Genomic DNA, 15,337 nt, shown 5'->3' on the forward strand with positions numbered 1-15,337 from the left:
AGAGGCAGCGGCCGGGGTGAGGGCGTCGTAGGCAGGGACTTTCTGCCCAGAATGCCTGCTGTTGGGGGCGGTCGCGTCAGGCGACCGCCCTCTACTTCTTGGCGGTCAGGGCTACGGCGCCGCCGGATGCATCATGTGGCACGGACGGGCCGGAATAGGGCTGATCGAATCCACGCTGTCATGGGCCCAGGACGCCTTGGCCCGGCACCTTGGCCGACCGCAAGTTCCTGCCAGAATCGCGGCTTAAGGGACTCCGGCGTCCTCTTTCCTGAAAGGATAATTGAATCAACCTCAGGTTGCCAGTTACGCAGCGTCATAATTCAGGCTCAATCTTGCGGCCAAGCTGCTCCACAGATTAATGCACAGTTAATAAAGCACGATGGTCAGTGCGTTGGCCCATCGTAATTTGGAACGGTACGGGGACGACATGGCCGCCCAGGGAAGGCTTCAACGGTTGCAGTATTTCTGGGATCACCTGTCCCGGAAGCGCGACGTGTTCTTGCAGAATCAGGAGGACGCCGACGCCGCCGCTGCGCTCGACTACGCCTCCGCGCTGCGTGAGTTCAACGACCGGCTGTTCGCCTGCCTGCCGAGCGAGATCCGTGACCTGCTTGGCCCGACAGTCGATACGGCCGACGCCCTGTGGAACGCGATGGAGCTTTCGGACGACCGCTTCCACTGCCTCGGCGAGGTGGCGACCTTCCGCAGGCCTCTCGTCCGGCTGCCATCCAGGCGCAGCCGGCCGGCCTATGCCAACGACGTTCACGTCTTCTACAGCCGGTTCGGCGCGGATGCGACCGAGCGCCGGAACGCGACCAGCGAGCCCCGTTTTGCGATCCACAACGCAGGGCACCAGATGAGCTTCGACGACTGCGCCGAGGCCCTCTATGTCAGGTGGCACGATCTTCTCGTGGCTTTGACGGGGCGGGTGACGTGGAGCTGGCCCTACGATCTGGCCACGGCCGTCTGATCCAGGTCCTCTTGTGGCGGCAACCGGGCACGTCGGTGCCCAGCCCGCCAAGCCCATCCCGGTCCGAGTGGCCCTAAGACCGCTTGCGGCGGCCGAGTGCGACCAAACCCGCCAGCCCTGCAAGACCGAGCCAGCCCGCGGCTGGCAGGGGGACAGGCGCCACTGTCACCATCGCCGCCTTGATGCCCCACCCGTCGTTCAGGCGTGTCGAGAAGTGGACGTTGGCCGACGTGGTCGGCTTGTCGAAGGCCACCGTGATCCAGTGCAAGGTCCCGTTGGCCTCGCGCGCATCGATGGTCCATTCCGCATCGTCCACGCTGAGCGTGAAGAAGCTTTCGCCCAGCAGTTCGCTGACCGGTTGGTCGAAGGCATCGGTCAGCGCAAAGGTCAGGATCTGAAAGGCCCGGCCCGGCTCCACCGTCCAGATGACATCCGAAAGGTCCTGGCTGTCGATCCACGTGCCGCCCCAGGGGTCATAGCGCCCATAGGCGTCCCGCGAGTACGGGTTCGACTTCATCGTCACCGAGCAGCCGTCATTGATCACCGAGTCGCCGTAGCCGCACCGACCTGACCCGACGAAGTCCGCTGGGTTCAGATCGATCAGGGTGCTGCTGTCCTTGTACGAGGAACCTTCGGAAATTGTTGCGGCCTGAACTGATCCGGCAAGAAACAGAAACGCGAGAGCGGCGAAATTGGTGACGTTTCGGATCAATTCGATCACTCCTATTCCACGAAGTCCGCGCCATTCAGAAATGTCTGTTGGGACACTGACTCTTAATGATACAGACTGTTTCCGTATCTATAGCAAAACTTCGCCGAGGCGAAAGTGTTTTGTTGACAGGGTGGAGACAGTAGGCGTCGTGGTGGAAGGCCGCCGAAGCAGCGGCGAAACACGCCTATTCCCTGGATTCCCTATGTGGGAAGGGGTCCGGCGCGTCGCAAAGCCGCCGGAGCAGCGAGCGGTCCGTTCCGATCTGTTGCCGAAATGCGGCAGGCGACCATGGTTCCTCGCAGGAATCGGAACGAGGAGAGATGTCCTTAACGGCCGCAAGGAGAGGTCCCCAGCCATGGTTTGGGGAATCTCGAATCCTGCTGCCAAGAACGTCGCTGGCAGAGAGGCCCTCCAACTCACGACCCAAGGCACCTTGGTCGAGGGCAGCAGCCGTTTCGGGACCGTCAGCGCCACGACGGGACCGATTGCCAGAAGCACCCAAGAACCATCTCGGACGGTCCAGCCGGTCACCTTTGGCGCACGGGAAAGGCACTCGCCTGTACCAAAAGGCGTCTGCTCAGGCCTTAAAGAGTTCTAGGCCCTATCGAGCACGATCGTGGATCGTGCCTGAGGCTGAAACAGTGATGAACTGCAATGGTGGACCCGAGGGGGATCGAACCCCTGACCTCGTCATTGCGAACGACGCGCTCTCCCAACTGAGCTACGAGCCCACGGCGGCGTATTTGGACTTTGTCGCCGGAAGTGTCAACCCGCCGCGGACGGCCCCATGAGATCCTCTGGGACGAGCCGGTACGCCTGTCCGAACCCCCCATTCAGGTAGGCGCCCCGCACGGCCAACCGCAGGAGGATGAAGTCGGAAAAATTGAAGTAAAGCTTGGCCTTGGGATGCTGCGACAGCCAGCCTTCGCGATGGTCCGCCTTGTCCGCCTGCTCGGCCCGGGTCACCAGCGTCAGACGGGGATGGGTAAGCGGATCCCCCTTGGGCCCCGGCTCCCCCACCAGCAGCGAGGACGCCGGATTCGCGAGCAGGGCGCGCGTGTGCATCGCGAGCGTGGAGACCAGAATCAGGGGTGCGGTTCCCGCCCACCCGACGGCAACCCGGGTGACAAGGGGCGACTGGGTGTCCGGGTCCACGACGCCAAGCGCCCCGAAGCGGGCGTCCTGCACGAGCCGTCGGCCAAGCTCGCGGGCCGCATCGTCGGTGGGGCGGATCGGGTCGGGGCGTTCGTTGGTCATGGCCGAAAAGGTGCACGGCCCCGGGACGCCTTGCAAGGTGGTGGGCCGCGCAGCAGGACCTGAACTCTGGCCCGTGGTCCCCCGTCGCTCGCCTTTCTTGCGGATGACCCGGCAGCTTCCTACCTGACCCTCCAGAACAGGGAGGATTAGACATGAAATGCCCAGTGGATGGGACCACGCTGATGATGACCGAACGCTCCGGCGTGGAGATCGACTATTGCCCCCAATGCCGGGGCGTCTGGCTGGATCGGGGAGAGCTGGACAAGATCCTCGAACGAGCGGTTCCGTCAGTCACGCTTCAGGAACCTGCCCACGACCTCCGGCAGGGGGATGATCGGCCACAGAGACGCGACGACTTTCGGACCGAGCGTCATGGTCATGACTCGGACGATCAGTATCGGAAGAAGCGGCGCAAGAGCTTGCTGAACGACATCTTCGACTTTTGACCATTCAAGGCAACCCGGCGACACTCTGTCCCCCGCCACGAAGCATCAGGGCCGCCCGGCGCTCATGGAACCGAGAGAAGCCGGTGGAGCCCAGCCGGCGCCGGCCGGACGTCCTGTGCTGCGCGCCGGAGGGAACTACCTCCAGGGCTCAGCCGATCAGAGTGCGGCAATGGGACAGGAGCGCGGGGATGCGAACGGCCGTCCTCATCGTGGACATGCAACGGAGCCTGATCGAGGACGAGACCTGGGAGCCCGAGCGTCTGGTCGAGCAGGTCCTGTTCCTGGAGCGTCAGGCCCGGAGCGCAGGGGCGCCGGTCATCTGGATCGTGGACGTCCGTGTCGGGCCGCATCCCGAGCTGGACGCCCGACTGGTTCCCGTCCAGGGCGACGGCATTGTCCAGAAGTCTGACTGCGACTCGTTTGCCGGCACGGAGTTGCAGGCCCTGCTCCGGGCCTGCGGTGTCGATCGGGTGGTCGTGTGCGGGCTCCAGACGGACTTCTGCGTGGATGCAACCTGCCGAGCCGCCCTGAGGCTCGGCTATGACGTCGTCCTGGCCGCCGACGCCCATTCCACCTTTGACCGGGACACGACCTCGGCCGCCCAGGTCATCGAGGACCAGAACCGACGATTGCCTTTGATCGCGATCGATGGGCGACGCGCAGAGGTGATGCCGGCCCAGGCCGTCCGGCTTGTGTGAGGAAGCGGAGATCTATCTCCGCTTCCGCTTGACGTTTCCACCGCGCTGGCCGGGCCGACCGGCCGTGCTGCGTCCCGCGGCCTTCTCCACATCCTCGACCGCGCGCTCCACGGCCTGCTGACGCGCCATCGGGTCGTCGTGGAGGACGAGGTCCACGGTCTCCAGTCGCTTGATCTCGTCGCGGAGGCGGGCGGCCTCCTCGAACTCCAGGTTCTCGGCGGCCTTGCGCATGTCGGCGCGCAACCCCTCCAGCACGGCCTGCAGGTTCGAGCCGGAGGTGATCCGGTCCACCTTGGCGGTGATGCGGGCCTGGTCGGTATCACCCTTCCAAAGGCCGGCCAGCACATCCTCGACGTTCTTCTTGACCGTCTGCGGCGTGATGCCGTGCTCAAGGTTGTAGGCCATCTGCTTCTCGCGCCGACGCTCGGTCTCGCGCATGGCGCGCTCCATGGAGCCGGTGATGCGGTCGGCGTACATGATGACGCGGCCTTCGGCGTTCCGCGCGGCGCGACCGATCGTCTGGATCAGCGAGGTTTCGGACCGCAGGAACCCCTCCTTGTCCGCGTCGAGGATCGCGACCAGACCGCATTCCGGGATGTCGAGCCCCTCGCGCAGGAGGTTGATCCCCACCAGCACGTCGAAGGCCCCAAGGCGCAGGTCGCGCAGGATCTCGATCCGCTCGATGGTGTCGATGTCCGAGTGCATGTAGCGGATCTTGATGCCCTGCTCGTGCAGGTACTCGGTCAGGTCCTCCGCCATGCGCTTGGTGAGCGTCGTGACGAGCGTGCGATAGCCGTCGCGCGACACGCGGCGAATCTCGTCCAGGAGGTCGTCCACCTGGGTGTTGACGGGGCGGATCTCGATCTGCGGGTCGAGCAGGCCGGTGGGGCGGATGACCTGCTCGGTGAAGACGCCGCCCGCCTGCTCCAGCTCCCACGCCGCGGGGGTGGCGGAGACAAAGACCGACTGCGGGCGCATGGCGTCCCATTCCTCGAACTTGAGGGGGCGGTTGTCCATGCAGGAGGGCAGGCGGAAGCCATGCTCGGCCAGCGTGAACTTGCGCCGGTAGTCGCCCCGGTACATGCCGCCGATCTGGGGCACGGAGACGTGGCTTTCGTCCGCGAAGACGATGGCGTTGTCGGGGATGAACTCGAAGAGCGTGGGCGGCGGCTCCCCGGGGGCGCGGCCGGTGAGGTAGCGGGAATAGTTCTCGATGCCGTTGCAGACGCCGGTCGCCTCCAGCATCTCGAGGTCGAACTGGGTGCGCTGCTCCAGCCGCTGGGCCTCCAGCAGCTTGCCTTCGCCCTGCAGTTGGGCCAGCCGGACGCGGAGCTCCTCCTTGATGCCTTTGATGGCCTGCGCCATCGTCGGGCGGGGCGTCACATAGTGGCTGTTGGCGTAGACGCGGATGCGGTCGAAGGACCCTTCCTTGTGCCCCGTGAGCGGGTCGAACTCGGTGATCGACTCCAGCTCGTCGCCGAAGAACGACAGGCGCCAGGCGCGGTCCTCGAGGTGGGCAGGCCAGATCTCCAGCGCGTCGCCGCGCACGCGGAAGCTGCCCCGCGCGAAGGCCGCGTCGTTGCGCCGGTACTGCTGGGCGATGAGGTCGGCGAGGACCTGCCGCTGCTCGTAGGTCTGACCGACGAAGAAATCCTGCGTCATGGCCGAGTAGGTCTCGACCGACCCGATGCCGTAGATGCAGGAGACCGAGGCCACGATGATGACGTCGTCGCGTTCAAGGAGCGCCCGGGTGGCCGAGTGGCGCATCCGGTCGATCTGCTCGTTGATCTGCGATTCCTTCTCGATGTAGGTGTCGGACCGCGGCACGTAGGCCTCGGGCTGGTAATAATCGTAGTAGCTGACGAAGTACTCGACGGCATTGTCGGGGAAGAAGCCCTTGAACTCCCCATAAAGCTGGGCCGCGAGCGTCTTGTTGGGGGCCAGGATGATCGCCGGGCGTTGCGTTTCCTCGATGATCTTGGCCATCGTGAAGGTCTTGCCGGTGCCGGTCGCGCCGAGGAGCACCTGGTTGTGCTCTCCGTCCAGGACTCCGCGCGCCAGCTCGGCAATGGCCGTGGGCTGGTCGCCTGCGGGGGCGAAGTCCGACTTCATCAAGAAGCGCTTGCCACCCTCGAGCTTCTCGCGCTTCTCGGCGAGCGGCTTTCGGGGCCCGAAAAGGATCGGCATCTGCTCGGGCGAGTTGTTGTGCATGGACGGGGACCGGACCTGGGGGAAGGCCTCTATATTTGGTCCCTTTTCGTTCCCATGCAAGCGGCGTGCTTGCGTGTGCGACGCCCCTGCGGCACAAGGCCCCGGACCGGTTCAGGAGATGACATCATGCGCGGACGCATCATCAAGATGCCCCGGAACAACACCCAGATCGGGAGCAACATCAAGGGCGACTGGGTGCTCGACTTCGAGCCCGCGTCAGAGCGGCACATCGACCCGCTGATGGGCTGGACTTCGACCTCGGACATGCAGTCCGAGGTGCGGCTCACCTTCGACAGCAAGGAAGCCGCCCTGGCCTATGCGCTCAAGCACGGGATCGAGGTCGTCGTTCAGCCCGAGCAGGGACGCAAGCCCAACATCCGCCCCGGCGGCTATGGCGAAAACTTCTCGGCGTCGCGGCGCAGGCCCTGGACGCACTGAGCGGAGCAGGCCCGGCCTGATGCCGGCCGGGCCGTCCTCACGTCACTGGGCGGCAGGTTCGCCGTTCGCGCCCTGGCCCTCGGTCCCTTCGTCGGTCTGGGCTTCGGCTCCGTCCTCGAGGGCCGGATCCTGGGCTTGCGCCCCCTCGTTGCTGTCCTGCACGTCCTCATCGAGGTCGCCGCCCGCAGGCTCGCCGCCCACCACCGAGGCGTCGGTCGTGTCGTCGTTCATCGTGCCCGGCGCGGCCTGGATGACGGCGCAGGCGATCCGGTCGCCCGAATTGCCGCCCGGCTGAGTCGTGTAATCATCGGGGTCCGAATGGACGATCAGGGCGCTTCCGTCCTCGTCGAATACCATGTCCATGGTGAGGCCGATGGCGATCGCCTCCATGTCGAGCACGCCATCCGCACCGATATGGGCGTTCGGCAGGTCCCCTGGGTGCGGCCCGGTGTCCGTCATGATGCCGTGTTCGTCGCCGCCCGAGATGTGCTCTCCCGCGGTCTCGAACCCGGGCGCGTCACAGGCTCCCACAAGGTGGAGGTGAACGCCGTGGATGCCTTCCGGCAGACCTTCCGCGTTGATGAGCACAAGAGCGTGCCCGGATGGCGTCGCCGACACCGAGACGTTGCCGAGCTGGTTCCCCTCCGCATCCACAAGCCCCCCCGTGCCGCCCTGGCTGTCCTCAGAGAAGGGCATCGCGTCCTCGGGCTGGTCGGCGTCGGCCTCGCGTTCGGTCTGGCCTTCGGTCGTCTGCTGGCTGGTCTGGTTCGTGGGCCGGGTCTCCTGGCTTTCGGTTGCGGGCTGGTCCTCGGCGGGCCGGGCCGCGTCCTGTGCGAGGGCGGGGGTGACCAGGGCGCTCAGGGCCAGGGCCAGGATGGGGAAACGGGTCATGGGGGCCTCCTCCGGAGTTGACCCGCCCCAACGGAGATCGAGGGCCTCGCGTTCCCGGCGCTTCCCCTCCGACCCGAACCGGGATAGGTGACGGACGACCGGTCCCGTAGCTCAACCGGATAGAGCAGCCGCCTTCTAAGCGGCTGGTTGGGGGTTCGAGTCCCTCCGGGATCGCCACTAGCCTACTAAGGCTTTGCTTTCGCTATATGTTTACGGCCCGATCTGGCAGGTTTTACAACTCCGCCCTCCAGCATCATGCGGCGACGGTCTGCGCGTTGGGTGTAGTCGTTCACTTCTTCGAGCGTGACGTGACCCACCCACGCCTGCATGGCGAGCAGCGGGACCCCGGCCTCGGCCAGGGCGTTCATGCGGTATTTCCGCAACCCATGGGCCGTCAGATCCTCCAGCCCGGCCTTCCGCGCAGCCTCCGAAAACCATTGGCTCGCCGCCTTCACCGAGCGGGGCTTGCCGTAGTCCGTCAGCATGAACACCAGCGCCCGCACCTCTGCCGTCAGCCGACGCAGCGTCTCGCGCTCATCCTCCAGGCCGAACGCCGGGCTGGCCCATGGCACCATCGCCGGGTTGCCGGTCTTGATCTGGATGTAATGTAGAAGGCCCTCGCGCCCGACCATCTGCGGCCCCAGGCGCACGGCATCGCTGATCCGCGCGCCGGTCCATTGCAGCAGCTCGCAGGCTAGGCGCTGCGCTGTTCCTTCCGGCCAATGGGCGCGGAAAGCTTCCAGATCGGCGCGGGTCCATTCCTTGTGGCCGTCCGTCTGCGGCAACCGCTTCCGGGAGACGCCCGCCGTCGGGTCGGTCTGGGTGCGTCCTGTCGCCTTCCAGAAGGCCCCGAGATGGCGCCAAGCCTTCATGCGGGAGGACGCCACGGCGGGCGTCAGGGGTTCCAGGTCGGAGCTGACGTGCTCGGGCCGTAGGTCGCGCATCAGGCCGTCGCTGCCCTGCTCCTTGATCCTCTCGACGTGCCGCCGAATGACAGGCCGGTAATTCTCGCTGAGATCCTTGAACGACTGGCTGCCAAGGAACGCCTCGCACCCCTCGGCTATGGTGCCGATCGCTGCCTTGGACTTGCTGGCCTTGGGCGGGGTGCGCTGCTCCTGCTTCAGCCAGGCCTCGATGAAGCGGGGATCGCTTTCGGGCAGATCGGGGAGGAGCGCCCGGGTCCGCCTGTGGTAGCTGTAGACCTTGCCCCCGGCCGTGACCCGATGGACGCGCGGCAGCTTCACCGCCGTGCCCCGAACTTCCCGTCGCATGTGTTGCCCCCCATCGACTCCCCCTCGACCGACAGAGCGTCGGCGTAGGCGTCCAGGTCAAGGCGGTCGTAGAGCCGCTTGCCGTCCAGAACCTTGCGGGGGATCGCCATGGTGCGCAGCTTGCTTTCGCTCACCCCAAGGTAGGCTGCCACCTGCGGGCTCGGCAGCAGGCGCGGCGCGAAGCTGATGGACGCCCGTCCGGTCACGCGTTCCCTCCCTCATGGCGGTGGGAGGGAGCGCACACCTCTACATGATGAACGCCGACAGGATCGCCCGAATGAGGAACACCCAGGCCACAAGGCAGCCCGTGAGCACGGACCCGAGCAGCAGGGCCGGCATCAGGCTCATCGTGCATCCAGCCAAGAAGGCTTGGTCCGCGTCGGCCGTCGGTGTCGTCGTCGTTGCAGAGGCCGTCTCGATCGTCTGCGGGCCTTCGGCCAAGAAGTACCGGAGGTCGAAGGCGACGTTGTCTTTCAGGAGAATGGCTGAGTGGCCCATGGCTGCCTTCGTGATCGGGGGTCCCCGACTGCCGATCTCGGAAGAGCATAGCAATCGCGCTAAACCGGTAGGCGATCAGCATGTTGGTTTTATGACGCCCGGGTGTCCTTTCTGGCTCGGGGCAAGCGACCAGAGCGAGAGTCATTCCATGTCCTCCGGGCCAAGGGGCCGATAGCTGGGGGGTTGTGAGGCGTCCTCCTCCAGCGCCTGCATCACCCGGCGCAGCTGCTGGACCTCGCGCTCGAGCGTCACCTGGCGCTGGATCAGCTCGGCCGGGTGCGCCTGACCGCGCCGGACCTGCCAGCGCCAGAACCACCCCATCCAAGGCCAGCGCTGGGCCAAGCGCTCATCGTAAGACACCTCGCGGAACGCCTTGGCGATCTCGTCCTGGGTGATCCGCAGCGCTGCCTCAGTCCGGCGTAGATCCACCTTGAGCTGCTGGGTGATCATGAGAGCCCCGCGTGGTTCAGCAGAAGGGCCGACCGGTTTACATTTCCCAGATCAGAGCAATCAGGCCGACCAGCATGAGAAGGCCGACCACGAACATGATCCCGAATGTTCGAGCCAGCTGACGGTCGTCCTCGAGCCTGGGCCTGCGACGCCAAGGGGAGCGTCCGGGCGTTGGCTCGTCGGAAGGAGGGGCGTCGTCGTCCGTGTCGCGGCTCATCAGCACACCACCCTTCTGTGCCGTAGCGGACTGTCTGCAAGGTTACCTCAGAACGCCGCGACGAACAATCGTGGGCTGGCTCCGCGGCTCGTGACCGCTCGCCCGCAAGGTCGGTCGTCCTGATCAGGCCACCCCCAACCCCTGTATCCGACGGAAGCCGCGTCATCCCGTCACCGTCATTACTGGCGCACGATTGTCCTCGCCCTTCGGGATCAGGACGCAGGTCGTGGTGGCGGTCAGCGCGATGAGGGCCAGGACGAGCAGGATGCGGTGGGCCGCGCGCCGGTCCTCGGCATCCTCATCGGGCGTGATATCGTGCTCGATCGTGTCTGGGCAATCGCGGGGGTCCATGTCAGGCCTCGGACGGGTGAGGGCGGCGGGACGTGGTGAACAGGTCCGGCTCGCGTTGCTCGGGGTAGTCCTCGAGGATCGCCTCCAGGACGGCGATCTCGTGATGCATCTCGCTGGACTTCATGCGGCCGGCCTCGACCCAGCGCGGGTAGACCCGGCGGCGCATACCCAGCTCGCGCACGAGGGCGGCGCGCTTCTGCGCGGGGGTGAAGCGGTCAGCCATGGGCAGCCTCCCCGTCGATGTTCCGGTGTTCGACAGTGAAGGTCAGGGCAACAATCCAGGGGTTCGCATCCCAGGCCGACGCGCCGTGCAGGCTGGTCCAGAGGTCGCGGAAGCCGGTCACGGCTGTGAGGGTCTTCCCGCCGCGCTCGTCCTCGCCAAGCTCATCCGCTAGCCATTGCGGGGGCACGCCCTCGGCCCGGGCGTCTTCCTCGCTGATCTCCTGCAGGCGCTGAACCCGGACCGCCGAGACAGTGAGCGTCAGGCGCGAGGCCCAGCGGGGCATGTGGATGGACGGGTGCCAGCGGTCTACGCGGATGGCTTGATCGCCGGAGGCAAGGTCCCAAGCATAAACGCCAGCACTCTGTCCGTGATCGGCTCGATACTCATTGCCGCGGGTCGTGCCAAGGTTGGGGGCCCAGGACTCCCGGACCCAGAGCCGATCGCCAGCCAGGTAGCGGACGTGCGGCGTCGCAGCTTCCGCGAAGTCCGCATCATTTGACCAGCACGAGAGCGGACCCCAGTCCCAGCCGGCTGAAAACCCGCTCCCGCCCTCGAGCCATTGAGGCTGCGGCCTGAGCATCCGGCGCGTCTGGGTCTTCGTCCCGGCCAGCAGAGCGCGGACCATCGGGCCGGAGAAGATGATCGGGCGATCGGTCATGCCTGTCTCCTGGCCTGCTCCGAGGCTGCCAGGCGGCGCGTGGCGTCGCCCAAAGCGGCTTCGTCCATCCGCGGCATCGCCGGAGGTGCTTCGCGCTCCGCCTTCTTCCGGGCCCACTCCTCGCGCCAGCGGGCCATGCGCTCCGCATCTTCGGCCTGCTTGGCGCGCCGCGCCTTTGTTGCGAGCCGGGGGGCATCGGGCACCCGGAGGAGGGCGCGGTAGACATTGTTCCGGCAGATGCCGACCTCCGCCGCGATCTCCGCGGCGGTGTGTCCGGCCTTGGCCAGCTCGGCGATCCGATCGAGTCGGCGGGTGGCCTCCAGGACGAAGCGGAAGCGGTTGCGCGAGGCGGCCATGCGGGCGGTGCTGGCCGAGCAACCCGCGATCGCGGCAGCCTCGGCCGCGGTGTGGCCAGATGCGGCGAGCTGGCTCAGCTGCCGAGTGAGGTCCGACCTCATCACGCCACCCCCGCCGCTTGGCGATCGCGCGCGATCTGCTCAATGGCCTCGCGTTCCGCCCGCTCGCGCTCTTCGGCCGACGGGCCGATGTCCTCGTCCTGTGTGGCCGCCCCGAACACGGCGAACGGGTCGCTATCATCCGAGCGGGCCTGGGCATCGGCGCGCGCCGCCAGCTCCTGACAGTCGGCCAAGATCGCCCGCACCACCTCACGCGAGGCGGCCGGCAGGCCCTTCCAGTAGGCGGTGAACGCGTCCTTACCGCGCCGCGCTTCCTCCCGCGCCCGATCGAGCAGGATCTTCTGCGCCGCCGTGTCGCTCTCGCCCCGCGCCCATTCGACCATCTTGCGCCCGAGGTCCACGCCCATGGGGCGGCGGGGATCGAACATGGCCTTGAACTGGTCGGCCACCTTGATCTGGTGGACAGGGCAGCCCGGGGCCTTGGGGTCCAGGATGACCATGGCCGTCATCTCGAACATGAGGTCGCCATCGGCTGCGGGATCCCAGGGGACGTCCGCGCGCCGCGTCTTCGTGGGCCGGGCGTTCCCGCCCTTCTTGATATCCTGCATTACCGGCTTGGCCCGGGTGCAGATGATGATGTTCGTGGTCGCCCGCACGATCCGGTCGACCAGCCGGCGGTACCGCGGCTTCACCTCCGCCCAGGCGAGCTGGGAGCGGGCATCCTTCTTGCTGTCGTCGCCCCGCGTGAGCCGGTCGAGAGTCTGGGCGTGCAGGTCGAGAACGCCGCCCACGCCCTCCCAGGCATGGCTGAAGCTGTCGATCACCAGGACGGGCAGCTTCGCCGCCTCGGCCGCGTCGATCACCTCGATCCAGCGCTCGGGTCCGAACCCAATCATCTGGCCCTTGTCGTCCACGGCGCGCATGTCGAAGTGCGCCATCTCGGGGAAGGCCTGCTTGTAGTGCAGGGCCCGGCGGTTCTCGGTGTCGACGTAGCCGATTGGCGCGCCGGCCTTGCCGGTGACGGCCTCGGCCATGCCGCGGGCCATCAGCAGAGCCGAGTAGGTCTTGCCGGTACCGCTGGCGCCGGAAAGGCCAAGGGTCACGGTCAAGGGGTCGGTGATCTGTCCGACCGGGACAAAGCGGATCATGGGGTCACTCCCTGAGGGGCTTGCCACCGGATCGACGCCGCAAGGACGTCCTGGCTGGTGCGCTGCTTGAAGTCCTGCTCGCGGCTTTCGCGCTCGAGCCATTTGCTTTCGTGCCAGGCGGGCGGGTCGACGACCGCGATCTCGGCCGACCAGGCGGGCCAGCTGTTCGTGGCCAGGCAGTGCCGCCAGATCTCGCGGGCCCGCTCGATCTTCTTCTGTGCCATGAAGAGCGCGCCCTCGCTCAACTCGAGGACGCTGAGGCAGTGCGGCGCTTCCTTCTCGATGGGGACGAAGCGGTAGCGCCAGTGCCCACCCAGGACGCGCGAAAGCCCGTCCAGGTAGTGGGCCGCCCGAACGTCGACGCTGTGGCTCATGGCCGTTCGAACCCAGCCTTCCGGCTCCGCGTAGCCCGCGCAGGTCTTCAGGTCGTAGGCCACGCGGTTCTCCCGATCGAGGCAGTCGATCATGAGCCGGTTCATCACGCCGTCCTGCTCCCAGATCAGCGTGACCTCGTTCTCGCCACCCTCGAACGGATCGCCGATCCCGTGCTGCCGCATCTGCCAGCGGGCGGCCGTAACCATGCGCCGGACCTCGACGTCCTGCTTGGTCAAGAGAGGGACCTTGCCGATCGCCCGCGCCTCGTCCCGGCGTTCCTGGGCGGCCTTGGACTTGTAGTCCTTGAACGGGATTACCTCGATGCCGCGGCCCTTGCCGGTCATCAGCTCGTGGAAGGCCGAGCCGACGTCGAAGTGCGCCTTCTCCTCGGGTTCATAGTCCGGGTTCAGGCGGCCCGAGGCCCACCAGGCATGGCGGGGCGTGGCGGAGAGCAGCAGATGCGCCAGCGAGGCCGACAGCGAGGGGCGCTCACAGGGATCCCCGTGGTACCGCTCGGCCGAGATGTCGTGCAGGCCCGGGCCCAGGTATTTGGTCATCACGGCCCCCAGAAGAACAGGGCGCCGTGCAGGAGGGAGGCCCCGGCCAGCCAGCCGAAGCTGATCGCGGCCGCAAGGACACCCAGCTCGAACCAGGACAGGCGATCATCCGGCCCAGGGCGGGCCGCGGGCTCATCCACGATCACCACGACCTGGCCGTCGAGCAGCTGGGCGATGGTGGCCTGGTCGACGTCGGACGGATGGATGCGCTGGTTCATGGTCAGACCTCCCGCAGGTAAGCGATGGACTGGAGCAGCTCGGCCGCGACGGCGCGCCCGTGGCACTCCATCTCCGCTGCGGCTTCCTCGGCCTCGGCGATCCGGCTCTCGGTCAGCGCACGGAAGCCGCTGAGGTCGGCCCGGTCGTAGCAGGCCAGGAACTCGCGAAGGGGGCTGCTCGCGGTGACGCGCATCAGGACGGCGCGAGCGTCGGCCTCAGTGTGGGGGGTGTAGCCGCCATCAGCCATGGGCCACCTCCCGGCCGATCGCCGCGATGCGGGTCAGGGCCGCGATGTGCGCCTGGCGGTTGCCGTCGGTCGCGACCTCAAGGCCGGGGAAGTGCTCGGCGAAGAGATTGTCGGACTTGTCGAAGGGGTTGTCGGCTCCGTACGGCATGCCCGCCCGGAAGCCGGCGCGGATCATGCGGGCGAGGTCCTCGGTCGTGAGGGTGTGGGTGACCATCAGCGGGGCTTCCGATCGGCAGGCACCGCGGGCGCGCCACTCGCCCCAGGCTCGCTGGTCCAGGGCGGTGCAACCACCCAGGTCTTCAGGATGACCCGGGCCTCGGCGGCGCGGTTGAAGCTGTGCCAGATCACGGCCCGGCGCAGGCGAGGGTCAGTCGGGGCAGATGGCGAGTTCATGGGGGCTCCTGTGGGGGGATGACGCATGGTGCTGGCCCACACGGGGCCAGGGCGATGCGTCAGCGCCTGGTCGTGCCGATCCAGGCAGGCGCCGGGTTGGCCACCTTGGTGGTCAATGGCACCAGGGCCAGCGTGGCCAGGTCGATCATGAAGTCGGGCAGGGCGAAGCGCAGGAGGTAGAGGATGAGGGCCACCGCCGTCATCCACGCCAGCGCCCGCTCGCGGAGCGCGGCCACCATCAGGCCGCCAGCGCCGCTTGCAGCGACGTGCCCCAGGACCGCGCGATCCGGTCGAGCACCGGACGCTCCTTGTCCTCGATCTGGCCGTCGGAACGGGCCACGTCGACCACGATCGCGAGCGCCAGCTCGAGGTCCTCGCCCGACGACTTGGCCTTCGCCTCCTCGACCTCGTTCCAGAGCTTCGTGCGGCCGAAGGAGCCGCCGCTGGCGCGCTTGAACATGGTCTCCGCGACCTGCTCGATCTTCGATGGCGGGAAGGCCTTGCCCAGCACATCATGGGACGCCAGCGCGTCAGCCGTGGCCGCCAGCTCGGCCTTCTCGACCTCGCCGTCCGCAGCAGCGACCAGGGCGCAGGCTGCGCAGATCGCCTCGAGCAGATCACTCTTGCCCGACAGCTTGCCGGCGGCGCCGGTGAGCTTCTCAGTCAGCTTTCCGAAAAGTCCCATCTTGGG

At 67.0% G+C, this 15,337-nt stretch carries 24 protein-coding genes and 2 tRNA genes; 5 read left to right on the top strand and 21 right to left on the bottom strand.

The genetic code is table 11. The features are described from left to right. Positions 1-427 precede the first annotated feature (427 nt). Positions 428-970 (top strand): hypothetical protein, encoded by a 543-nt coding sequence (locus tag J3P31_RS00730; protein ID WP_210526289.1) that lies wholly within the window; start codon positions 428-430, stop codon positions 968-970. A 73-nt stretch (positions 971-1,043) separates the two neighbouring features. Here J3P31_RS00730 and J3P31_RS00735 read toward each other — a convergent pair whose 3' ends face one another. The 3 genes from J3P31_RS00735 to J3P31_RS00745 form a co-directional block, all read right to left on the bottom strand. After that, positions 1,044-1,691, bottom strand: a complete 648-nt coding sequence (locus J3P31_RS00735; protein WP_210526291.1) for a VPLPA-CTERM sorting domain-containing protein — start codon at positions 1,689-1,691, stop codon at positions 1,044-1,046. Positions 1,692-2,337: 646 nt separating this feature from the next. Beyond that, positions 2,338-2,413, bottom strand: a tRNA-Ala gene (locus J3P31_RS00740). A 34-nt stretch (positions 2,414-2,447) separates the two neighbouring features. Next, positions 2,448-2,939, bottom strand: a complete 492-nt coding sequence (locus J3P31_RS00745) for a HugZ family pyridoxamine 5'-phosphate oxidase (protein ID WP_210526293.1) — start codon at positions 2,937-2,939, stop codon at positions 2,448-2,450. A gap of 152 nt (positions 2,940-3,091) precedes the next feature. Here J3P31_RS00745 and J3P31_RS00750 point away from each other — a divergent pair, with 152 nt between their 5' ends. After that, positions 3,092-3,385: a TFIIB-type zinc ribbon-containing protein gene (locus tag J3P31_RS00750; protein WP_210526295.1), complete on the top strand. Its 294-nt coding sequence runs from the start codon at positions 3,092-3,094 to the stop codon at positions 3,383-3,385. Between the two features lie 188 nt (positions 3,386-3,573). Beyond that, entirely contained in the window at positions 3,574-4,083 is a 510-nt protein-coding gene (locus J3P31_RS00755) for an isochorismatase family protein (RefSeq protein WP_210526297.1), read from the top strand. A gap of 12 nt (positions 4,084-4,095) precedes the next feature. Here the strand turns inward: J3P31_RS00755 and uvrB are convergent, their stop codons facing one another. Continuing rightward, the gene (uvrB, locus tag J3P31_RS00760) at positions 4,096-6,294 is read right to left on the bottom strand and encodes an excinuclease ABC subunit UvrB (RefSeq protein ID WP_210526298.1); all 2,199 of its coding nucleotides are present in this window, start codon (positions 6,292-6,294) and stop codon (positions 4,096-4,098) included. Positions 6,295-6,420: 126 nt separating this feature from the next. Here uvrB and J3P31_RS00765 point away from each other — a divergent pair, with 126 nt between their 5' ends. Beyond that, entirely contained in the window at positions 6,421-6,732 is a 312-nt protein-coding gene (locus J3P31_RS00765; RefSeq protein WP_210526300.1) for an ETC complex I subunit, read from the top strand. Positions 6,733-6,774: 42 nt separating this feature from the next. Here J3P31_RS00765 and J3P31_RS00770 read toward each other — a convergent pair whose 3' ends face one another. Then, a complete protein-coding gene (locus J3P31_RS00770) occupies positions 6,775-7,623 on the bottom strand; it encodes a superoxide dismutase family protein (protein ID WP_210526302.1) in 849 nt (282 codons plus the stop codon). 100 nt (positions 7,624-7,723) lie between these two features. Here J3P31_RS00770 and J3P31_RS00775 point away from each other — a divergent pair. Beyond that, positions 7,724-7,800 (top strand) — tRNA-Arg (locus J3P31_RS00775). Positions 7,801-7,808: 8 nt separating this feature from the next. Here the strand turns inward: J3P31_RS00775 and J3P31_RS00780 are convergent. The 16 genes from J3P31_RS00780 to J3P31_RS00855 form a co-directional block, all read right to left on the bottom strand. Beyond that, positions 7,809-8,894, bottom strand: coding sequence for a tyrosine-type recombinase/integrase (locus J3P31_RS00780; protein WP_246849206.1), 1,086 nt, complete (start codon positions 8,892-8,894; stop codon positions 7,809-7,811). Continuing rightward, the gene (locus J3P31_RS00785; RefSeq protein ID WP_210526304.1) at positions 8,864-9,100 is read right to left on the bottom strand and encodes a helix-turn-helix domain-containing protein; all 237 of its coding nucleotides are present in this window, start codon (positions 9,098-9,100) and stop codon (positions 8,864-8,866) included. The genes J3P31_RS00780 and J3P31_RS00785 overlap by 31 nt, the downstream gene beginning before the upstream one ends. 40 nt (positions 9,101-9,140) lie before the next feature. Then, entirely contained in the window at positions 9,141-9,392 is a 252-nt protein-coding gene (locus J3P31_RS00790) for a hypothetical protein (protein ID WP_210526306.1), read from the bottom strand. A 141-nt stretch (positions 9,393-9,533) separates the two neighbouring features. Next, entirely contained in the window at positions 9,534-9,842 is a 309-nt protein-coding gene (locus J3P31_RS00795; RefSeq protein WP_210526308.1) for a hypothetical protein, read from the bottom strand. Positions 9,843-10,221: 379 nt separating this feature from the next. After that, positions 10,222-10,410, bottom strand: coding sequence for a hypothetical protein (locus J3P31_RS00800; RefSeq protein ID WP_210526310.1), 189 nt, complete (start codon positions 10,408-10,410; stop codon positions 10,222-10,224). A 1-nt stretch (position 10,411) separates the two neighbouring features. Beyond that, positions 10,412-10,633, bottom strand: coding sequence for a hypothetical protein (locus J3P31_RS00805; RefSeq protein WP_210526312.1), 222 nt, complete (start codon positions 10,631-10,633; stop codon positions 10,412-10,414). Continuing rightward, positions 10,626-11,291 (bottom strand): hypothetical protein, encoded by a 666-nt coding sequence (locus J3P31_RS00810; protein ID WP_210526314.1) that lies wholly within the window; start codon positions 11,289-11,291, stop codon positions 10,626-10,628. Before J3P31_RS00810 ends, J3P31_RS00805 begins: the two co-directional genes overlap by 8 nt. Next, positions 11,288-11,647 carry a hypothetical protein gene (locus tag J3P31_RS00815; RefSeq protein ID WP_210526316.1) on the bottom strand — a complete coding sequence of 120 codons (360 nt, stop codon included), beginning with the start codon at positions 11,645-11,647 and terminating at the stop codon, positions 11,288-11,290. Before J3P31_RS00815 ends, J3P31_RS00810 begins: the two co-directional genes overlap by 4 nt. Positions 11,648-11,748: 101 nt before the next feature. Further along, entirely contained in the window at positions 11,749-12,855 is a 1,107-nt protein-coding gene (locus J3P31_RS00820) for an AAA family ATPase (RefSeq protein ID WP_210526318.1), read from the bottom strand. Continuing rightward, on the bottom strand, positions 12,852-13,787 hold the full coding sequence (locus J3P31_RS00825) for a PD-(D/E)XK nuclease-like domain-containing protein (protein ID WP_210526320.1): 936 nt from the start codon (positions 13,785-13,787) through the stop codon (positions 12,852-12,854). Before J3P31_RS00825 ends, J3P31_RS00820 begins: the two co-directional genes overlap by 4 nt. Beyond that, positions 13,787-14,005 carry a hypothetical protein gene (locus J3P31_RS00830; protein ID WP_210526322.1) on the bottom strand — a complete coding sequence of 73 codons (219 nt, stop codon included), beginning with the start codon at positions 14,003-14,005 and terminating at the stop codon, positions 13,787-13,789. The genes J3P31_RS00825 and J3P31_RS00830 overlap by 1 nt, the downstream gene beginning before the upstream one ends. A gap of 2 nt (positions 14,006-14,007) precedes the next feature. Next, on the bottom strand, positions 14,008-14,253 hold the full coding sequence (locus J3P31_RS00835) for a hypothetical protein (protein ID WP_210526324.1): 246 nt from the start codon (positions 14,251-14,253) through the stop codon (positions 14,008-14,010). Beyond that, positions 14,246-14,467 (bottom strand): hypothetical protein, encoded by a 222-nt coding sequence (locus tag J3P31_RS00840; RefSeq protein WP_210526326.1) that lies wholly within the window; start codon positions 14,465-14,467, stop codon positions 14,246-14,248. Before J3P31_RS00840 ends, J3P31_RS00835 begins: the two co-directional genes overlap by 8 nt. Beyond that, positions 14,467-14,646, bottom strand: a complete 180-nt coding sequence (locus J3P31_RS00845; protein ID WP_210526328.1) for a hypothetical protein — start codon at positions 14,644-14,646, stop codon at positions 14,467-14,469. Before J3P31_RS00845 ends, J3P31_RS00840 begins: the two co-directional genes overlap by 1 nt. Before the next feature lie 59 nt (positions 14,647-14,705). After that, entirely contained in the window at positions 14,706-14,885 is a 180-nt protein-coding gene (locus tag J3P31_RS00850; RefSeq protein WP_210526330.1) for a hypothetical protein, read from the bottom strand. Continuing rightward, a complete protein-coding gene (locus tag J3P31_RS00855) occupies positions 14,885-15,331 on the bottom strand; it encodes a TerB family tellurite resistance protein (protein ID WP_210526332.1) in 447 nt (148 codons plus the stop codon). Before J3P31_RS00855 ends, J3P31_RS00850 begins: the two co-directional genes overlap by 1 nt. Positions 15,332-15,337: the final 6 nt, after the last annotated feature.

Source organism: Rubellimicrobium arenae (assembly GCF_017916275.1).
GTDB lineage: Bacteria > Pseudomonadota > Alphaproteobacteria > Rhodobacterales > Rhodobacteraceae > Rubellimicrobium > Rubellimicrobium arenae.

Excerpts from the sequence above, each read along its gene's own strand:
- J3P31_RS00730 (WP_210526289.1), top strand. The coding sequence starts at position 428 with ATGGCCGCCCAGGGAAGGCTTCAACGGTTGCAGTATTTCTGGGATCAC.
- J3P31_RS00745 (WP_210526293.1), bottom strand. The coding sequence starts at position 2,939 with ATGACCAACGAACGCCCCGACCCGATCCGCCCCACCGACGATGCGGCC.
- J3P31_RS00750 (WP_210526295.1), top strand. The coding sequence starts at position 3,092 with ATGAAATGCCCAGTGGATGGGACCACGCTGATGATGACCGAACGCTCC.
- J3P31_RS00755 (WP_210526297.1), top strand. The coding sequence starts at position 3,574 with ATGCGAACGGCCGTCCTCATCGTGGACATGCAACGGAGCCTGATCGAG.
- uvrB (WP_210526298.1), bottom strand. The coding sequence starts at position 6,294 with ATGCACAACAACTCGCCCGAGCAGATGCCGATCCTTTTCGGGCCCCGA.
- J3P31_RS00765 (WP_210526300.1), top strand. The coding sequence starts at position 6,421 with ATGCGCGGACGCATCATCAAGATGCCCCGGAACAACACCCAGATCGGG.
- J3P31_RS00770 (WP_210526302.1), bottom strand. The coding sequence starts at position 7,623 with ATGACCCGTTTCCCCATCCTGGCCCTGGCCCTGAGCGCCCTGGTCACC.
- J3P31_RS00780 (WP_246849206.1), bottom strand. The coding sequence starts at position 8,894 with ATGCGACGGGAAGTTCGGGGCACGGCGGTGAAGCTGCCGCGCGTCCAT.
- J3P31_RS00790 (WP_210526306.1), bottom strand. The coding sequence starts at position 9,392 with ATGGGCCACTCAGCCATTCTCCTGAAAGACAACGTCGCCTTCGACCTC.
- J3P31_RS00795 (WP_210526308.1), bottom strand. The coding sequence starts at position 9,842 with ATGATCACCCAGCAGCTCAAGGTGGATCTACGCCGGACTGAGGCAGCG.
- J3P31_RS00800 (WP_210526310.1), bottom strand. The coding sequence starts at position 10,410 with ATGGACCCCCGCGATTGCCCAGACACGATCGAGCACGATATCACGCCC.
- J3P31_RS00805 (WP_210526312.1), bottom strand. The coding sequence starts at position 10,633 with ATGGCTGACCGCTTCACCCCCGCGCAGAAGCGCGCCGCCCTCGTGCGC.
- J3P31_RS00810 (WP_210526314.1), bottom strand. The coding sequence starts at position 11,291 with ATGACCGATCGCCCGATCATCTTCTCCGGCCCGATGGTCCGCGCTCTG.
- J3P31_RS00815 (WP_210526316.1), bottom strand. The coding sequence starts at position 11,647 with ATGGCCGCCTCGCGCAACCGCTTCCGCTTCGTCCTGGAGGCCACCCGC.
- J3P31_RS00820 (WP_210526318.1), bottom strand. The coding sequence starts at position 12,855 with ATGATCCGCTTTGTCCCGGTCGGACAGATCACCGACCCCTTGACCGTG.
- J3P31_RS00825 (WP_210526320.1), bottom strand. The coding sequence starts at position 13,787 with ATGACCAAATACCTGGGCCCGGGCCTGCACGACATCTCGGCCGAGCGG.
- J3P31_RS00830 (WP_210526322.1), bottom strand. The coding sequence starts at position 14,005 with ATGAACCAGCGCATCCATCCGTCCGACGTCGACCAGGCCACCATCGCC.
- J3P31_RS00835 (WP_210526324.1), bottom strand. The coding sequence starts at position 14,253 with ATGGCTGATGGCGGCTACACCCCCCACACTGAGGCCGACGCTCGCGCC.
- J3P31_RS00840 (WP_210526326.1), bottom strand. The coding sequence starts at position 14,467 with ATGGTCACCCACACCCTCACGACCGAGGACCTCGCCCGCATGATCCGC.
- J3P31_RS00845 (WP_210526328.1), bottom strand. The coding sequence starts at position 14,646 with ATGAACTCGCCATCTGCCCCGACTGACCCTCGCCTGCGCCGGGCCGTG.
- J3P31_RS00850 (WP_210526330.1), bottom strand. The coding sequence starts at position 14,885 with ATGGTGGCCGCGCTCCGCGAGCGGGCGCTGGCGTGGATGACGGCGGTG.
- J3P31_RS00855 (WP_210526332.1), bottom strand. The coding sequence starts at position 15,331 with ATGGGACTTTTCGGAAAGCTGACTGAGAAGCTCACCGGCGCCGCCGGC.